Origin of the sequence: Amycolatopsis sp. lyj-109 (assembly GCF_046548995.1) — a bacterium.
GTDB lineage: Bacteria > Actinomycetota > Actinomycetes > Mycobacteriales > Pseudonocardiaceae > Amycolatopsis.
Window position 1 is genome coordinate 477165 of sequence record NZ_JAJPWR010000006.1, and the last position, 16593, is coordinate 493757.

Sequence of the window (16593 nt, forward strand, 5' to 3'; positions counted from 1 at the left end):
TAGAGGCGAGCCCCAGCCGTGTCCAGCAGCAGCCCTGCGTCGCAGTTCGGCCCCAATGAGTGGCTGGTCGAAGAGATGTACGACCAGTTCCTCGCCGACCCTTCCTCAGTCGATGCCGCATGGCACGACTTCTTCGCGGACTTCAAGCCGACGCAGAGCGCGCAGGCCAAGGCGGACACCGCCCGGCAGCAGGTCGACGTCAAGCCCGCCGGCAACGGCCAGGCCGCCCAGCCGTCGGCCAAGGCCGTGCAGAACGCGGAGTCGGCGGCCAAGCAGGCCGCGCCCACCAAGCCGGAGCCGAAGGCGGCCCCGAAGCCCGCTGCCAAGGCCGCGCCGAAGCCGGCGGCCGCGAAGGCCGAGCCCAAGGCCGACGCGAAGAAGGACGAGCCGGAGTCGAAGCAGCTGCGCGGCGCGGCGGCGGCCATCGCCAAGAACATGGACGCCTCGCTGAGCGTCCCGACCGCGACCAGCGTGCGCGCGGTCCCGGCGAAGCTGATGGCCGACAACCGCATCGTCATCAACAACCACCTCAAGCGCACCCGCGGCGGCAAGATCTCCTTCACGCACCTCATCGGCTACGCCATGGTGCGGGCGCTGAAGGACTACCCGAACCTCAACCGGCACTACCAGCAGATCGACGGCAAGCCGTTCGCGATCACGCCGGAGCACGTCAACTTCGGGCTCGCCATCGACATGAAGGGCAAGGACGGGTCGCGCAACCTCGTCGTGGCCTCGGTCAAGGGCGTCGAGGACATGTCGTTCCTGCAGTTCTGGCAGGCCTACGAGGACATCGTCAAGAAGGCCCGCAACAACAAGCTGACCGCGGACGACTTCTCCGGCACCACCATCTCGCTGACCAACCCCGGCGGCATCGGCACCAACCACTCGGTGCCGCGCCTGCAGGCCGGCCAGGGCGCCATCATCGGCGTCGGCGCCATGCAGTACCCGGCGGCCTTCGAGGGCACCAGCGAGAAGACCCTGGTCGACCTCGGCATCAGCAAGATCATGACGCTGACCTCGACCTACGACCACCGCATCATCCAGGGCGCGGAGTCCGGCGAGTTCCTCAAGCGCATCCACCAGCTGCTGCTCGGTGAAGACGGCTTCTACGACGACGTCTTCACCAGCCTGCGCCTGCCGTACGAGCCGATCCGCTGGGTCGCCGACATCCCCGAGGGCCCGGTCGACAAGACCGCCCGCGTGATCGAGCTGATCGACGCGTTCCGGATGCGCGGCCACCTGATGGCCGACACCGACCCGCTGAACTACCGCCAGCGCAGCCACGCCGACCTGGACGTCCTGTCCCACGGCCTCACCCTCTGGGACCTCGACCGCGAGTTCCCGGTCGGCGGCTTCGCCGGCCAGGAGCGGATGAAGCTGCGCGACATCCTCGGCGTGCTGCGCAACTCGTACTGCCGCACGGTCGGCATCGAGTACACGCACATCCTCGACCCCGAGGAGCGCCGCTGGATCCAGGAGCGCGTCGAGATCCCGCACGAGAAGCCGGACCCCGCGGTCCAGAAGTACGTGCTCTCGAAGCTGAACGCCGCCGAGGCGTTCGAGACGTTCCTGCAGACCAAGTACGTCGGCCAGAAGCGCTTCTCGCTCGAGGGCGGCGAGACGGCGATCCCGCTGCTCGACACGCTGCTGGACAAGGCCGCCGAGCACGAGCTCGACGAGGTCGTCATCGGCATGCCGCACCGCGGCCGGCTGAACGTCCTGGCCAACATCGTCGGCAAGCCGATCAGCCAGATCTTCCAGGAGTTCGAGGGCAACCTCGACCCGGGCCAGGCGCACGGTTCCGGTGACGTGAAGTACCACCTCGGCGCCGAGGGCAAGTACTTCCGCATGTTCGGCGACGGCGAGACGAAGGTCTCCCTGACGGCGAACCCGTCGCACCTGGAGACCGTCGACCCGGTCCTCGAGGGCATCGTCCGCGCGAAGCAGGACCTCCTGGACAAGGGCGGCGAGGGCTACACCGTGCTGCCCGTCCTGATGCACGGCGACGCGGCCTTCGCGGGCCAGGGCGTCGTCGCCGAGACGCTGAACCTGTCGCTGCTGCGCGGCTACCGCACCGGCGGCACCGTGCACGTGATCGTCAACAACCAGGTCGGCTTCACGACCGCGCCGGAGCACTCGCGCTCGTCGCAGTACGCCACCGACGTCGCGAAGATGATCGGTTCGCCGATCTTCCACGTGAACGGCGACGACCCGGAGGCCGCGCACTGGGTGGCCAAGCTGGCCGTCGAGTACCGCCAGGCGTTCCACAAGGACGTCGTCATCGACCTGATCTGCTACCGCCGCCGCGGCCACAACGAGGGCGACGACCCCTCGATGACGCAGCCGGCGATGTACGACATCATCGACACCAAGCGTTCGGTGCGGAAGACCTACACCGAGTCGCTGATCGGCCGCGGTGACATCTCCGTCGAAGAGGCCGAAGCCGCGCTGCGCGACTTCTCGAGCCAGCTGGAGCACGTCTTCAACGAGGTCCGGGAGCTGGAGAAGCACCCGGCGAAGGCGAGCCCCTCGGTCGAGGAGGAGCAGCAGGTCCCGGCCAAGGTCGCGACCGCGATCACCAAGGAGACGCTGGAGCACATCGGCGACGCGTTCGTGAACGTGCCCGAGGGCTTCACGCCGCACCCGCGGGTCAAGCCGGTCATGGAGCGCCGCCACAAGATGTCCCGTGAGGGCGACATCGACTGGGCGTTCGGCGAGCTGCTCGCGTTCGGGTCGCTGGCGATGGAGAGCCGCCTGGTCCGGCTGTCCGGCCAGGACTCGCGGCGGGGCACGTTCACCCAGCGGCACTCGGTGTTCATCGACCGCAAGACCGGCCAGGAGTACTCGCCGCTGCAGAACCTGGCCGAGGGCCAGGGCCGCGTGATGATCTACGACTCGGCGCTGTCGGAGTACGCGGCCGTCGGCTTCGAGTACGGCTACTCGGTGGCGAACCCCGAGTCCCTGGTCATGTGGGAAGCGCAGTTCGGTGACTTCGTCAACGGCGCGCAGACCGTCATCGACGAGTACATCTCCTCGGGCGAGGCCAAGTGGGGCCAGCGCTCGGACGTCGTGCTGCTGCTGCCGCACGGCCACGAGGGCCAGGGCCCGGACCACACGTCCGGCCGCATCGAGCGCTTCCTCTCGCTCTGCGCGGAGGGCTCGATGACGGTGGCGGTGCCGTCCACCCCGGCGAACTACTTCCACCTGCTGCGCCGGCACGCCCTCGACGGCATCCAGCGCCCATTGGTCGTCTTCACACCGAAGTCGATGCTGCGCAACAAGGCCGCGACGTCACCGACCGAGGACTTCACCGGCGAGAGCCGGTTCATGTCGGTCATCGACGACGTCACGCCGGACCCGGCGAAGATCCGCAAGGTCCTGCTGACCTCCGGGAAGCTGTACTGGGAGCTGGTCGCGGAGCGGACGAAGCGCGAGGCCGACGACGTCGCGATCGTGCGGATCGAGCAGTACTACCCGCTGCCGAAGAAGAAGCTGCTGGCGGCGCTGGAGCGGTACACCAACGCGACGCAGGTCGCGTGGGTCCAGGAGGAGCCGGAGAACCAGGGTGGCTGGCCGTTCTTCGGCCTGAACCTGCCCCGGAAGTTCCCGGAGGTCCTCTCGGGCCTGCAGGTCGTGTCCCGCCGTCCGATGGCGGCGCCGTCGGCGGGTTCGTCGAAGGTGCACGAGGTCGAGCAGAAGGCGCTGATCGCGAAGGCGTTCGAGTGATCGCTTGAGCACGAAGAAGGCCTCCCCACGGTTCGCTGTGGGGAGGCCTTCTTTCATTCGAGGGACTCAGAAGCGGCTTTGGCCAGGCTGTGCGCGTTGCGGCGGCACCGTTCGACGTTCCGGTCCGTCGTGTCGGCGGCCGTGACGATCACGGTCGCGTCGACGTTGCCCTGGTAGAACCGCACGCCGCACTGCATGGCGCCGCTCTGGCCGTAGTCGACGTCCGCCGCCTTCGTCGCCTTCCCGATCTTCTCGGTGATCGGCTTGGCGCCGTCGTCGACGGCGTTCTCGTAACCGGCTTTCGCGTACCCGGGGCCGTTGCCCGAGCCGGGCTGGTTCGACTTGGCGAGGAACATCGACAGTGTGCCGGTCGACGAGCCGGACTTCGTCCACGAGCAGCTGAGCTGCGAAAGCTGGATCTTGTCGTCCGAGGTGCTGGCCGGTTCGGCAGGGGCATCACTCGACAGCGGCGGCAGGTTGTTCATCCGGCTGCCGACCTCGCTGCACCGCGGCAGCGAGGAGTACTTGTCGGGCTCACCGGCAGCAGCTGTCGAGGACGGCGCGGCGCCGGCCCGCTTGTGGTCCGCGGTCAGCAGGAAGAAGGCACCGACGCCCGCCCCGGCGAGCACGAGAACGCCGGCTACCACGAGCACGACGATCAGGACCGTCTTCCCACCGGACTTGGGCGGCGGATAGCCGGGCTGCTGGTACGGCTGGTACTGCGGATACGGGTACTGAGGTCCTTGCTGCACGAATCGGACACTAGGCCATTCGCACGGCGTGAGCAGGCCGTTCACCCGAAATCGTCAGTCCCCTCCGCCGGCGTTGAATCGGGGGCTGCGCACAACGGCCCGAAACCCGATTGCCGTTCACCGCGGGTTCGCGGCAAGGTAGCGATCATGCTGATCCGCCGCGAGACGCCAGCCGATCATGCGGCAATCCACGTCGTCCACAGCGAAGCGTTCCGGCGCGAAGCGGGCGTCACCCCGATCGAAGCGCCCCTCGTCGACGAACTCCGCGCCGAAGGCGACCTGATCAACCCCCTGTCACTCGTGGCCGTCCGCGACGGCGCCGTCGTCGGGCACGTGTGCTGCAGCCGGGCCCGCCTCGGCGAAGACACGGCGACCGCGGTCGGGCTGGGCCCGCTCGGTGTGCTGCCCGCGCACCAGGCCGCCGGCGTCGGCTCGGCGCTGGTGCACGCCGTGCTCGGCGCGGCGGACGCCCTCGGCCACGGCCTGGTCGTCCTGCTCGGCGACCCGGCCTACTACTCGCGGTTCGGGTTCGTGACGGCGTCGGACCTGTCCGTCACCGCTCCGGACCCGCAGTGGGGCCTGCACTTCCAGGCACGGACGCTGGCCGCGTACGAACCCACCCAAGCAGGCGCGTTCGAGTACGCGCCCGCGTTTTCCCGGATCTGAACAGGAGCCGCGCGTGTACACACCGACCTCGTCCGTAGGTGTCCGGATCAACCGCGAGCAGCCGCCGACCAAGCTGCGCGACCTCGCGCGCCAGGCCGAAGACGCGGGTCTCGACGAGCTCTGGCTGGTCGAGGACTGCTTCTGGGCGGCCGGCGTCGCCACGGTCGCGACGGCGCTGGCGGTGACGTCGAAGATCAAGGTGGGCATCGGCGTCATGCCCGCGGTGGCGCGCAACCCGGCGATCGCGGCGATGGAGGTCGCGGCCTTGGCCGAGCTGCACCCGGACCGGCTGATCGCCGGCTTCGGCCACGGCGTCGCGTCGTGGATGCGGCAGATCGGCGCGTACCCGGCGTCTCCGCTGGCAGCGCTGGAGGAGACGCTGCTGGCGGTCCGGCGGCTGCTGGCGGGCGAGCGCGTCTCGATGGACGGCCGGCACGTCCACCTCGACGAGGTCGAGCTGGTGTTCCCGCCGTCCTCGCCGCCCCCGCTGGTGGCGGGCGTTCGCCGGCCGAAGTCCCTGGCCGTGGCGGGCGCGGTGGCGGACGGCACGATCCTGGCCGAGCCGGCCCCGCCGGAGTACGTCCGGACGGCGTTGGAGGGCATCGCCCCGGGCCGCGCGGCCGAGGGGGCGCCGCCCCACCACACGGTGGTGACGTACAACTGGCTGGCCCTCGGCGACCGCGAGCGAGCGCGCCTGACGGTCGCGGAGTCCCTGAATCCCGGATCGCGGGTGCAGCTGGAGGGCTTGCCGTTCGCCGGCGAGCTGCTGGCCCTGATGGACTCGGCGTCCACAGTGGACGAGCTGGCGGCCGGCCTGCGTCCGGAGTGGCTCGACCGCCTGGCGATCTGCGGAGACGTCGACGCCTGCGCGGCGGCGGTCCGCGCTCTGCACGAGGCGGGCAGCGGCTCGGTGGTACTGCTGCCGCTGCCGGAGGAGCCCCCGGAGCGGGGCATCGAGGACGCGGCCCGCGTGGCGGCGGCCGTCCGAGGCTGACGCCCGGAAAAGGAGTTCGCGCGGGACGGCCGGCGTGCCACGATCGAGCCATGCCGGTCGACCCGCACCTCCTCCTGGCCTTCCTCGTGACCACCGCGATCGCGATGGTGACGCCCGGGCCGGACATGCTCTTCGTCCTCGGCTGTGGCATGCGCGGCGGCCCGAAAGCCGGTCTGCTCGCCACCGCCGGGGTCGCCACCAGCGAGGCCATCCACGTCGCCGTCGCCGCGGCCGGGCTGGCCGCGCTCTTCGCCGCCGTTCCGATGGCCTTCACCGTGGTCCGCGTCGCCGGCGCCGCCTACCTCATCTACCTCGGCGTCCAGGCCATCCGGAACCGCAAGCCGCTCGTCGAACGAAGAAGCGACCGCGCCTACCTCAGCGGCCTGCTCACCAACCTGCTCAACCCGAAGATGGTCACCTTCACCATCGCCTTCCTCCCGCAGTTCATCGACCCGGCAAAAGGCCACGTCTGGCTGCAGTTCGCCGTCCTGGGCGCGATCATGATCGGGTTCGAGTTCCTCGTCGACGGCACCGTCGGCGTCCTCGCCGGCCGGATCGGCGGGTGGGTCCGGCGGAAGAAGAACCAGCGGCGGATCGAAGTGACCACCGGCGGGATCTTCATCGGCCTCGGCGTCAAGCTGGCCGTAGACCACTAAGCCCGCGCGAGGAAGTCCTCCGCGATGTCCAGCGGGTTGCGCTTCTCCTCGGTGAACTCGACGTTCAGCCGCGTGAGCTGCTCGGTCGTCAGCGCCGCCGACACGCGGTTCAACGCCCCCACCTCCGCCGGGGACAGCGTCCCGCGCGCCACCAGCGGCACGATGTTCTGCGCCGGGAACATGTTCTTGTCGTCGACCAGCGGCACGAACCCGTTCGCCGCGATCGTCGACGACGTGCTGAACAGGTCCGCGACCTGGACGTCGCCGGACTTCAGGGCCGCCACCGTCACCGGGCCGCCCGTGTCGGTCGTGCGGATCTCCTTGAACTCGCAGCCGTACAGCGACTTGATCTTGTCCTTCCAGCGGCTGCTCCACTGGCCCGGCCCGCCGAACACCAGGTCGCGGCAGCGCCGCCCCAGGTCCGAGAACGTCTTCACGCCCGTGGACGCCAGCTGCTGGCCGACGACGAGCAGGTCCTTGTCTTCCGCCGGCGCCTGGTCCAGCACCTCGAACCCGGGCGGGATCTTCTGGCGAAGCTGCGCGTAGACGTCCGGGGACGTCGTCGCGGTGGTGTCCTTGTCGAAGTACCGCAACAGGTTGCCGCTGTAGTCCGGCACGACCGACAGCGACTTGTCCTGCAGCGCCTTGACGACGACCTCGCGACTGCCCACCGGCGGCCGCACGGTCACGTTCGTCGCACCCGCCTGCCGCAACGCCCCGGCGTAGATCTGGGCCAGCAGCAGGCTTTCGCCGACGTCGGACGCCCCGATGATGATGTCGCCCGAAGCGCCGCCCTCGCCCCCGCCCGCCAGGGGATTCCCGCAGCCGGCGGCCAGGACCAAGAGGGCGACGAGGGAAACCAGCCGCTTCACGCCGCCACCTTCTTCACGGCCGCCGCGAGCCGGACGCCCCGGGGCACCAGAGCCCGGTTCAGCAAAGTGAAGAGCAGATCCAGGACGATGGCCAGCAACGTCGTCAGCAGCGCGCCCGCGATGACCTCGGAATAGTCCAAAATGGCCAGTCCGTCGAGCAGGAACCGGCCCAGGCCACCGAGTCCGACGTACGCGGCCACCGCGGCGGTCGCCACGAGCTGGAGCACGGCGTTGCGGATGCCGCCGAGCACGAGCGGCAGGGAGATCGGCACCTCGACCTGCCACAGCCGCTGCCAGCCGGTCATCCCGACGCCCTCGGCCGCGTCGACCACGCCGTGGTCGGTCGCCTGCAGCCCGGCGTACGTGCCGGCCAGGATCGGCGGCACGGCCAGCACCACGAGCCCGATGATCGTCGAGGTGACGCTCTCGGTGAAGAGCAGGAACAGGAACGTGACGAGCCCCAGCGTCGGCAGCGCGCGGATGGCGTTGCCGGCACTCACCAGTGCGACGCCGCCGCGGCCGGTGTGGCCTACGAACAGGCCCAGCGGCACCGCGATGACCAGGGCGATCACCAGCGACAACCCGGTGTAGCCGAGGTGTTCGAGCAGCCGCTGCGGGATGCCGTCGGGCCCGGACCAGTGCGCCGGGTCGCCGAACCAGTGGACGAGATCGGTGATCACGACGCCCCCACCCGGGTCCACGGCGTCAGCAGGTTTCGCGAACCCACCAGCACCAGGTCGACGATCAGCGCCAGCACCAGGGTCAGCACGATGCCGACCACGATCGGCGAGAAGTACTCGCGCTGGAAGCCGTCGGTGAACAGCACGCCGAGGCCGCCGGTGCCGATCAGCGCGCCGACGCTGACCAGGCTGATGTTGCTGACCGACGCGACCCGCACGCCGGCCGCCAGCACCGGCACCGACAGTGGCAGTTCGACGGCGAAGAAGCGGCGCACCGGCTTGTACCCGACCGCGGTGGCGGCGGCGACCACCGGCGGCGGCACCGCGTCGAGGGCGTCGAGCACCGGCCGGACCAGCAGCGCCGTGGTGTAGATCGTCAGTGCGACGACGACGTTGACGCTGTCCAGGATCTTCGACCCGATCAGGCCGGGGATGACGACGAACAGCGCGAGCGACGGGATCGTGTAGAGCAGGTTCGCCACCACCATCAGCACCTGCCGCGCGGGCGGCCAGCGGTGCCCGAGCCACCCGGCGGCGATCGCCAGCACGATGCCGACGACCAGCGGGAGCAGCGCCAGGTAGACGTGGTCGCCCAGGTCGCCGAGGATCTGGACGCGGTTGTTCGCGCTGCTCAGGTACCGCCCGAGCTCCTCGAAGAAGCTCATGACGCCTGCGGGGACGCCTCGATCACGTCGAGCACCTGCCGCGCGGCCACGGCGCCCAGTACCCGGTGCTCTTCGTCGACGACCACGCCGAGGCTGGCGGGCGACGACAGCGCCGCGTCCAGCGCGCCGCGGATCGGCGTCCCCCGCACCCAGAGCGATCCGCCGGCCACGAGGTCGTCCTCGCCGAGCGGACCGTCCACAGTGGAGTTCGGCGGCAACCAGCCGCGGGGCTGCTTCTCGGTGTTGACCACGAGCCGCCAGCCGTCGCTCGCCGGCACGGCGGAGCCGATCTCGACCAGCTCCAGCTCCTTGATCTCGACGCCTTCGGCGGAGAGGAACGACAGCCCGCGGTAGCCGCGGTCGCGGCCGACGAACGACGCGACGAAGTCGTCCACCGGGTGCCGCAGGACGTCGGCGGGCGTGCCGTACTGGGCGAGCTTGCCGCCGACCCGCATCACCGCCACCTTGTCGCCGAGCCGGACCGCCTCGTCGATGTCGTGCGTGACGAACACGATCGTCTTGCCCAGCTGCGACTGCAGCCGCAGCAGCTCGTTCTGCAGGTCCTCGCGCACGATCGGGTCGACGGCGGAGAACGGCTCGTCCATCAGCAGCACCGGCGAGTCCGCGGCGAGCGCGCGGGCGACGCCGACGCGCTGCTGCTGGCCGCCCGAGAGCTGGGCCGGGTAGCGCTTGCCGAGCTCGACCGGCAGGCCGATGATCTCCAGCAGCTCGGCGGCCCGCTTGCGCGCCTTCGCCTTGTCCCAGCCCGAAAGCAGCGGCACGGTGGCGATGTTGTCCAGCACTGTCCGATGTGGAAAGAGGCCGGCGTGCTGGATGACGTAGCCGATACCGCGGCGCAGGAGGGCCGGGTCGCCCTCGGCGACGTCCTTGCCGTCCAGCAGCACCTGCCCGGCGGTCGGTTCGACCATCCGGTTGATCATCCGCAGCGAGGTCGTCTTGCCGCAGCCGGACGGGCCGACGAACACGGTGATCGTGCCGTCTTCGACCGTGAGGCTCAGCTTGTCGACGGCGACCGTCCCATCCGGATACTGCTTGGTCACGTCGCGGAATTCGATGGTCACTGCCACTCCCCATGTCCCGGTCCGGTTCGACCGTAGCCGAGTCGGCGGTGGTTGGCACGCTGTTCCGCGGGCTGGTTGACTAGGCTCAGAGCCCGTGAAGGCTCTCGACGACGTCCTCGCCGCGCACGGCGTCGGCGTCCGCCCGCTGTACCGCGTCCTCGACCTGCTACGCACCGGCGATCACGACCTCGGCGAGCTGGTGCGGCTGAGCACCGCCCCGCGGCGCAGCGTGGAGGCCGTCCTCGCGGCCCTCGGCGACGACCTGGACCGCAGCGGCGACCGCCTGCGCATCGCCCCCGGCGTCGCGGCGTCGTACCTGCAGTACCGCGCGCCCGGCTACGCCGACCCCCTCGACGAAGCCGTCGCGACGCACGAGCTGCTGCCGAAGGTCGCCGAGTGGGTGGCCGAGGTGCCGTCGCCGCTGGCCGCGCTCGACCACGTGCAGGCCACGCCGGAGACCGTGCTGCGCCGCGCGCTCTGGCTGGACACGCAGTACGACCTGGCCTCGGCGCGGCTGCTGTTCCTCGGCGACCACGACCTGACGTCGCTGGCCGTGCGCGCGGTCTGCCCGTCGGCGTCGCTCACGGTCGTCGACCTGGACGAGCGCGTCCTCGCCTACCTCGACGACCGCGGTGGCCGCGAGATCCGGACCGTGCACGCGGACCTGCGCGTCGGCCTGCCGCCGTCGCTCTCGGGCGGCTTCGATCTGGTGTTCAGCGATCCGCCGTACACGCCCGAAGGCATGGGGCTGTTCGCGGCGCGCGGGGTGCAGGCGCTGCGCGAGCCGAGCGAGGGCCGGCTGCTGCTGGCGTACGGCTACAGCCCGCGTCACCCGGCGCTGGGCGCGCAGGTGCAGCGGTCGCTGGCGACGCTCGGGCTGACGTTCGAGGCGATCCTGCCGGGCTTCAACCGGTACTTCGGGGCGCAGGCGATCGGCAGCGCGGCGGACCTGTACGTCTGCCAGCCGACGGCGAAAGCCAAGAAGATGCGCAGTGGCAAGGCGATCTACACGCACGGGCCGCAGTCGGTGGAGGCGGCCGGGACGAAACCGGCGCTGCTGGCGAAGCTGAAGGAGATCGCGGGCGCGGGCGGCCTCGCGCTGGAGTCGCGGCCGGTGGACTGGTCGATCTCCGGCCCCGAGGGTGACGCGATCGCGATGGACCTCTCGGCCGACCCGGGCCCGTGGCTGCTGCGGACGCTGCTGGGCACGAACGCCCGGCGCCTGGCGCTGCTGCTGCCGAACGCCCACCCGGACCTGGCGGACCAGGCGTCCCAGGAGGCGCTCGCGTCACTCGTCCGGGCGAAGTACGCCCTGCGCTACCTGCGAAGCACGCCGGACAACCGCCACGCGGTGGTGGTCGCGGACGCGGTCGAGCACCAGGACGAGGTCCTCACCCGCGCCCACGCCCGCCTGGCGAACGTCTCCCTCGACGTCCCGCCGGACCTCACGGACCTGCGCCTGGTCGACGTCCCCCGCCATCGTCTGGCAGACCTGCTCGGTTCCTGAGTCTGCCGCGGCTGTCGTGAGTGGTAATTAGGGTTAGAACCCTAATTACCACTCACGACGAGCTGCGGCAGACTGCTCAGGCCGTGACGCCATCGGCTTCGGCGGCCTTCGCGACCGCGGCCGCGACCTCCGGGGCCACGCGCGGGTCGAGCGGCGACGGGACGATCCGGTCCGGGCCGAGGTCGTCCATCGCCACCGACACGATCGCCTCGGCGGCCGCCAGCTTCATGTTCTCCGTGATCGCCCGGGCGCCCGAGTCGAGCGCACCGCGGAAGACGCCGGGGAACGCCAGCACGTTGTTGATCTGGTTCGGGAAGTCGCTCCGCCCGGTGGCCACGATCGACGCGTACCGCGCGGCCGCCTCCGGGTGGACTTCCGGGTCCGGGTTGGACAGCGCGAACACGATGCCGCCGCCCGCCATCCGGCCCAGCAGGGACTCGTCGATCGTCGCGCCCGACAGGCCGAGGAACACGTCCGCGCCTTCCAGCGCCTCCGCCAGGCCGCCGCGCAGGCCCGCCTTGTTCGTCGTCGCGGCCAGCCGCTCCTTGACCGGGTTCAGCCCGGCGCGGCCTTCGTGGATGATGCCGCGCGAGTCGAGCACCGTGACGTCGCCGATGCCGGCCTCCTGCAGGATCTTCGCGCAGGCCACGCCCGCCGCGCCGGCGCCGGAGACGACCACGCGCTGGTCGGCGATCGCCCGGTCGAGGACCAGGTTGGCGCCCCGCAGCGCGGCCAGCGTCACGATCGCCGTGCCGTGCTGGTCGTCGTGCATGACCGGGCAGTCCAGCGCTTCCTTGAGCTTGTCCTCCAGCTCGAAGCACCGCGGCGCGGAGACGTCTTCCAGGTTGACGGCCCCGAACGACGGCCGCAGCCGCACCAGCGTCTCGACGATCTCGTCCACGTCGGTCGTGTCCAGCACCAGCGGGATCGAGTCGAGCCCACCGAAGGTCTTGAAGAGCACCGACTTGCCCTCCATCACCGGCAGCGACGCGCTGGCGCCGATGTCGCCGAGGCCGAGCACCGCGGTCCCGTCGCTGACCACGACGACCAGCCGGTCCGCCCACGTGTAGCGCTTGGCCTTGGCCGCGTCCTCGGCGATCGCGAGGCTCACCTTCGCCACCCCGGGGGTATACGCGATCGAAAGGTCACGCGGGCTGGAGATCGGGCGGGTGGCCGCCACCGAGAGCTTGCCGCCCTCGTGCCCGGTGAAGATCTCTTCGTCGGTGACCGGCGCAACGCCGCCGGTGGGGTCGGTCATGGGGTTTCCTGTCGTCGTTTCCGTCATTCCCCCAGCGGGAATGACGGAACTCGCGGTTCGGACTTGGGTCACTGGAATTTCTCCTGGGCATGCGGGCTGGGACCACGGTCGGCAAGGGGAAACCGTGGGGGATCCCGGCACGGCAGCCCAGCGCGGTAGCGCCGGCCTGTCGGCGAGGCGTCACGTCGGCCATCGGTGCCGTGGGTCTGGCGATGGCCGCGGACGCGGCGGTTCGTTCATTGTGACAGGTCCCCCGCCGCCGATGACCCCTCGGTGCGGTTCATGTCACACCGGCGCCCATTCCCGGCAATTCCCAAGACGTCCGTCCGGTTTTGTTGGCGCCCGATAAGGTGATGACATGCAATTCCGCCGGCTGAGCGTCCCGGACGCCTTCGAGTTCTCCCCCCGGGCGTTCCCCGACGACCGAGGCCTGTTCGTCGCCCCCTTCCAGGAGGACGTCTTCCGCGCGGCGGTCGGCCACCCGTTGCGGCTCGGCCAGGCGAACCACAGCGTGTCCCGGCGCGGCACCATCCGCGGCATCCACTTCGCCGACACCCCGCCCGGTCAGGCCAAGTACGTCTACTGCCCGCGCGGGTCACTGCTCGACGTCGTCATCGACATCCGCGTCGGGTCGCCGACCTTCGGCCAGTGGGACGCCGTCGTGCTCGACGCGCGCGAGTTCCGCGCCGTGTACGTCGCCGAAGGCCTCGGCCACGGCTTCGTCGCGCTCGAAGACGACACCGTGATGACGTACTTCTGCTCGGAGCCGTACAACCCGGGGGGCGAGCACGGCATCACGCCGCTCGACACCGCGCTGGACCTGCCCTGGCCCGCGGAGATCGAGCAGGTCCTGTCCGACAAGGACCGCACCGCGCCCACCCTGGCCGAAGCCGAGGAGCTGGGCCTGCTCCCGATGTACGCCGACTGCGTCGCCTACTACGACAAGCTGCGCTCGGCGAACTGACCACCACCACTCCCAGGCCGTCAGGCCGCTTGCGCATTTAGTAAGCGCGCATATAGTCTGCCCGCATGGCACTTTACGAGTACGAGCACAGCGAGACCTCCGCCGCCCCCGCCGCCGCGATCTGGCCGCTCTGGGCCGACACCGGCCGCTGGCCGGAGTGGGACGCCGGCGTCCGGTCGGTGGTCCTCGACGGCCCCTTCGCGGTCGGAACCGGCGGCACGATGACGATGGACGGCATGCCGCCGATCCCGTTCACCCTGACCGAGGTCACCGAGGGCCGGAGCTTCACCGACGAGACCGTGCTGCCGGACGCGCACCTGCGGTTCGAGCACGCGCTGACCGACGTCGACGGCGGCACGCGGATCACCTACCGCGTCACCATCGACGGCCCGGAGGGCTTCGGCGAGCAGGTCACTTCGGACACCCCGGACGCGATGCGCGCGCTCGCCCACCTTGCTGAGGCAAGCTCGCGAGTATGACCGCCCCGAAGTCCCGCCTGCCCGGCCCCGAGCGCAGCCCCGGCTTCCTGCTGTGGCGCGTGACACTGGCCTGGCAGCGGGCGATGCGGGCCGCGCTGGCCCCGCACGACCTCACGCACGTCCAGTTCGTGCTGCTGACGACGACCTGGTGGCTCACCCGCTCGGGCGAGCCACCGACCCAGCGCCGGCTCGCCGACCAGGCCGGCACCGACACGATGATGACCAGCCAGGTCGTCCGCAAGCTCGCCGATCGCGGCCTGCTCGCGCGCGCCGACGACCCGGCCGACGCCCGCGCGAAGCGCCTCGAAGTCACCCCGGCCGGCCTCGAACTGGTCGCGAAGGCACTGAAGGACGTCGAGGCCGCGGACGCCGAGTTCTTCGCCGCCACCGACGAGGGCTTCGTCGACGCGCTGGCCCGGCTCGGCCCCTGACGAATCCCGGGGCTTCCCTGGGGAGCATCCCGGATGTCCCGGTGTCGCAACGCGAGCAGGCTCACCGCCATGAAACTTCTCGCACTGGGGGCGGCCGCGGTCGCACTGGCTTTGCTGCCGGGAACCGCGTCCGCGGACGAACTCCCGACGTTCGACTTCACCGACTGCCCGGCACCGCCGTCCAACGCCGATCCGGGCACCTGGCGCTGTGAAGCCTTTGTCTCCCAGGGAAAGCTGACGATCGGCGACCAGGCGATCCCACTGGGGGAAATGCGGCTGACGTTCAGCGAAGGCCGGGTGAACGGCCAGTACGCGCAGGTGTTCGGCGCGCTGGAGCACGAGCCGGTGCGCGTGCCCGGCCTGGCCGGCACCACGCTTCAGCTGCGCTACGGCGGCTATTCGGACTTCCAGGGCAACGACGAGCGCCGCGGTGAACTCGACATCTACGCCGTGCTGCGGCACCCGTTGCTGCGCAAGGAATGCAGCATCGGCACGGCGGCCGCGCCGCTGCACACCGTCGTCCACGACGACCCGGCGCTGCCGCCGACGGTGCTTTCCAAGAACCCGCCGACGTTCCACTTCGGCGTCGTCGACCCGGACCTGGCGCTCCCGGCGACGCAGGACTGCGGCCCGCTCGGCAAGCTCGTCGACCGGAAGCTGGGGCTGCCGTCGCGGTCCGAGTTCCACCAGACGACGTACGTGCAGTACAAGCAGCTCTAACGCTTCTTCGGGGTCACCCAGATGGTGATCGTCCCGGTGACCACGGGTTTGCCGTTCGCGTCCGAAATGGTCACCGGGACGTCGAGGTCGAAGCCGTCGTCGCCGAACTCCGGCAGTTCGGGCAGCGCCGCCACCGCACGCAGGCCCGTCTCGGCCTTCGCGACGTACCGGACGTTCATGCCCTTCGGCAGCCAGCGGTGCGTGGTGGGGACGGTCGCCTCGGCGAGCATGCCCATCGCGATCTCGGCGAGGTTGCAGGCGGCGATCGCGTGGAACGTGCGGATGTGGTTGTAAACACCCCACCACTTCGGCGCGGTCACCTCACAGCGGCCGGGACGCAGCTCGCGCACCGACGGCAGCACCGTGCGGAAGTAGGGCACCCGGAGGCACATCGCAGCGCTGAACAGCTGTTTCCCACCCGGCTTCCCGGCCAGCTTGTGCCACATCGCGAACGTCGGCGTCTCGGGCATGGAGGCCTCCTCGAACTAAGCTACCGCTCAGTAGACAACCAGACGGCCAGCCGCCGCGCAAACGGCCGGGTATGTTCGGCCAGGTGGCGAACCGTCTCTTCCTCCTCCGGCACGGGCAGACCGAATGGTCGCTGAACGGGCGGCACACCGGCCGCACGGACATCCCGCTGACGCCGGCGGGCGAAGGCCAAGCACGCGCCGCGGGCGGGACCCTCCGGAGCCTGGTGGGCGGCCCGTCGCTGGTGCTGTCGAGCCCGCGGGCCCGGGCACTGCGCACGGCCGCGCTGGCCGGGCTGCGCGTCGACGACGTCACCGAGGACCTGGCCGAGTGGGACTACGGCGACTACGAAGGCATCACCACACCGAAGATCCGGGAGACCGTGCCGGGCTGGACGGTCTGGACCCACCCGATCCCCGGCGGCGAAAGCGCCTCGGACGTCTCCGCCCGCGCGGATCGCGTGCTGGAACGCGCCCGGCGTGACATCGAAGCCGGCGACGTGATCCTGGTGGGTCACGGGCACTTCAGCCGCGTGCTGGTGGCTCGCTGGCTCGGCCTGCCCGCCACCGCCGGGGTCCACTTCGGACTCGACGCGGCCGGCATCGCGGTGCTCGGCGACGAGCGCGGCGAGCCCCAGATCGAACACCTCAACCTGCTGCCCGCGGAGGACTGA

The 16593-nt window shown here is 70.6% G+C and carries 17 protein-coding genes; 10 read left to right on the plus strand and 7 right to left on the minus strand.

The genetic code is table 11. From position 1 onward, the window contains the following. Positions 1 to 18 precede the first annotated feature (18 nt). Positions 19 to 3726, plus strand: a complete 3708-nt coding sequence (locus tag ACLJQF_RS16680; protein WP_410609632.1) for a multifunctional oxoglutarate decarboxylase/oxoglutarate dehydrogenase thiamine pyrophosphate-binding subunit/dihydrolipoyllysine-residue succinyltransferase subunit — start codon at positions 19 to 21, stop codon at positions 3724 to 3726. A gap of 53 nt (positions 3727 to 3779) precedes the next feature. Here the strand turns inward: ACLJQF_RS16680 and ACLJQF_RS16685 are convergent, their stop codons facing one another. Beyond that, a complete protein-coding gene (locus ACLJQF_RS16685) occupies positions 3780 to 4478 on the minus strand; it encodes a hypothetical protein (RefSeq protein WP_410609633.1) in 699 nt (232 codons plus the stop codon). A 147-nt stretch (positions 4479 to 4625) separates the two neighbouring features. Between ACLJQF_RS16685 and ACLJQF_RS16690 the strand changes: the two genes are divergently transcribed. From ACLJQF_RS16690 to ACLJQF_RS16700, 3 genes are read left to right on the plus strand one after another with little or no spacing between them, the layout of a single operon-like run. Further along, positions 4626 to 5144: a GNAT family N-acetyltransferase gene (locus ACLJQF_RS16690; RefSeq protein ID WP_410609634.1), complete on the plus strand. Its 519-nt coding sequence runs from the start codon at positions 4626 to 4628 to the stop codon at positions 5142 to 5144. Positions 5145 to 5157: 13 nt separating this feature from the next. Next, a complete protein-coding gene (locus ACLJQF_RS16695) occupies positions 5158 to 6138 on the plus strand; it encodes an LLM class flavin-dependent oxidoreductase (RefSeq protein WP_410609636.1) in 981 nt (326 codons plus the stop codon). A gap of 50 nt (positions 6139 to 6188) precedes the next feature. Continuing rightward, complete coding sequence (locus ACLJQF_RS16700) at positions 6189 to 6794, plus strand: LysE family translocator (protein WP_410609639.1); 606 nt, start codon at positions 6189 to 6191, stop codon at positions 6792 to 6794. On the opposite strand, the gene ACLJQF_RS16705 is transcribed toward ACLJQF_RS16700, so the two are convergent. The 4 genes from ACLJQF_RS16705 to ACLJQF_RS16720 are packed head-to-tail and all read right to left on the minus strand — an operon-like array spanning position 6791 to position 10093. Continuing rightward, positions 6791 to 7666, minus strand: a complete 876-nt coding sequence (locus ACLJQF_RS16705; RefSeq protein WP_410609640.1) for an ABC transporter substrate-binding protein — start codon at positions 7664 to 7666, stop codon at positions 6791 to 6793. The genes ACLJQF_RS16700 and ACLJQF_RS16705 overlap by 4 nt on opposite strands. Next, complete coding sequence (locus ACLJQF_RS16710) at positions 7663 to 8346, minus strand: ABC transporter permease (RefSeq protein ID WP_410609641.1); 684 nt, start codon at positions 8344 to 8346, stop codon at positions 7663 to 7665. The genes ACLJQF_RS16705 and ACLJQF_RS16710 overlap by 4 nt, the downstream gene beginning before the upstream one ends. After that, positions 8343 to 9011 (minus strand): ABC transporter permease, encoded by a 669-nt coding sequence (locus tag ACLJQF_RS16715; protein ID WP_410609642.1) that lies wholly within the window; start codon positions 9009 to 9011, stop codon positions 8343 to 8345. The genes ACLJQF_RS16710 and ACLJQF_RS16715 overlap by 4 nt, the downstream gene beginning before the upstream one ends. After that, positions 9008 to 10093 carry an ABC transporter ATP-binding protein gene (locus ACLJQF_RS16720; RefSeq protein ID WP_410609644.1) on the minus strand — a complete coding sequence of 362 codons (1086 nt, stop codon included), beginning with the start codon at positions 10091 to 10093 and terminating at the stop codon, positions 9008 to 9010. The genes ACLJQF_RS16715 and ACLJQF_RS16720 overlap by 4 nt, the downstream gene beginning before the upstream one ends. Before the next feature lie 94 nt (positions 10094 to 10187). On the opposite strand from ACLJQF_RS16720, the gene ACLJQF_RS16725 reads away from it, so the two are divergent. Continuing rightward, on the plus strand, positions 10188 to 11600 hold the full coding sequence (locus ACLJQF_RS16725; protein ID WP_410609646.1) for a bis-aminopropyl spermidine synthase family protein: 1413 nt from the start codon (positions 10188 to 10190) through the stop codon (positions 11598 to 11600). 76 nt (positions 11601 to 11676) lie between these two features. Here the strand turns inward: ACLJQF_RS16725 and ACLJQF_RS16730 are convergent, their stop codons facing one another. Then, positions 11677 to 12858: an NADP-dependent malic enzyme gene (locus ACLJQF_RS16730; protein WP_410609648.1), complete on the minus strand. Its 1182-nt coding sequence runs from the start codon at positions 12856 to 12858 to the stop codon at positions 11677 to 11679. A gap of 358 nt (positions 12859 to 13216) precedes the next feature. Here ACLJQF_RS16730 and ACLJQF_RS16735 point away from each other — a divergent pair, with 358 nt between their 5' ends. The 4 genes from ACLJQF_RS16735 (at position 13217) to ACLJQF_RS16750 (ending at position 15452) form a co-directional block, all read left to right on the plus strand. Beyond that, the gene (locus ACLJQF_RS16735) at positions 13217 to 13822 is read left to right on the plus strand and encodes a dTDP-4-dehydrorhamnose 3,5-epimerase family protein (RefSeq protein ID WP_410609650.1); all 606 of its coding nucleotides are present in this window, start codon (positions 13217 to 13219) and stop codon (positions 13820 to 13822) included. A gap of 65 nt (positions 13823 to 13887) precedes the next feature. After that, on the plus strand, positions 13888 to 14301 hold the full coding sequence (locus ACLJQF_RS16740) for an SRPBCC family protein (protein WP_410609651.1): 414 nt from the start codon (positions 13888 to 13890) through the stop codon (positions 14299 to 14301). Then, on the plus strand, positions 14298 to 14732 hold the full coding sequence (locus ACLJQF_RS16745) for a MarR family winged helix-turn-helix transcriptional regulator (RefSeq protein ID WP_410609653.1): 435 nt from the start codon (positions 14298 to 14300) through the stop codon (positions 14730 to 14732). Before ACLJQF_RS16740 ends, ACLJQF_RS16745 begins: the two co-directional genes overlap by 4 nt. Positions 14733 to 14801: 69 nt before the next feature. Then, entirely contained in the window at positions 14802 to 15452 is a 651-nt protein-coding gene (locus ACLJQF_RS16750; RefSeq protein WP_410609654.1) for a hypothetical protein, read from the plus strand. Here ACLJQF_RS16750 and ACLJQF_RS16755 read toward each other — a convergent pair. Beyond that, complete coding sequence (locus ACLJQF_RS16755; RefSeq protein ID WP_410609656.1) at positions 15449 to 15922, minus strand: hotdog fold domain-containing protein; 474 nt, start codon at positions 15920 to 15922, stop codon at positions 15449 to 15451. The genes ACLJQF_RS16750 and ACLJQF_RS16755 overlap by 4 nt on opposite strands. Positions 15923 to 16005: 83 nt before the next feature. Between ACLJQF_RS16755 and ACLJQF_RS16760 the strand changes: the two genes are divergently transcribed. Further along, entirely contained in the window at positions 16006 to 16593 is a 588-nt protein-coding gene (locus ACLJQF_RS16760) for an acid phosphatase (protein WP_410609657.1), read from the plus strand.

Coding starts and splice junctions, on each gene's coding strand:
- ACLJQF_RS16740 (WP_410609651.1), top strand. CDS start 13,888: ATGGCACTTTACGAGTACGAGCACAGCGAGACCTCCGCCGCCCCCGCC.
- ACLJQF_RS16690 (WP_410609634.1), top strand. CDS start 4,626: ATGCTGATCCGCCGCGAGACGCCAGCCGATCATGCGGCAATCCACGTC.
- ACLJQF_RS16715 (WP_410609642.1), bottom strand. CDS start 9,011: ATGAGCTTCTTCGAGGAGCTCGGGCGGTACCTGAGCAGCGCGAACAAC.
- ACLJQF_RS16745 (WP_410609653.1), top strand. CDS start 14,298: ATGACCGCCCCGAAGTCCCGCCTGCCCGGCCCCGAGCGCAGCCCCGGC.
- ACLJQF_RS16735 (WP_410609650.1), top strand. CDS start 13,217: ATGCAATTCCGCCGGCTGAGCGTCCCGGACGCCTTCGAGTTCTCCCCC.
- ACLJQF_RS16700 (WP_410609639.1), top strand. CDS start 6,189: ATGCCGGTCGACCCGCACCTCCTCCTGGCCTTCCTCGTGACCACCGCG.
- ACLJQF_RS16730 (WP_410609648.1), bottom strand. CDS start 12,858: ATGACCGACCCCACCGGCGGCGTTGCGCCGGTCACCGACGAAGAGATC.
- ACLJQF_RS16750 (WP_410609654.1), top strand. CDS start 14,802: ATGAAACTTCTCGCACTGGGGGCGGCCGCGGTCGCACTGGCTTTGCTG.
- ACLJQF_RS16755 (WP_410609656.1), bottom strand. CDS start 15,922: ATGCCCGAGACGCCGACGTTCGCGATGTGGCACAAGCTGGCCGGGAAG.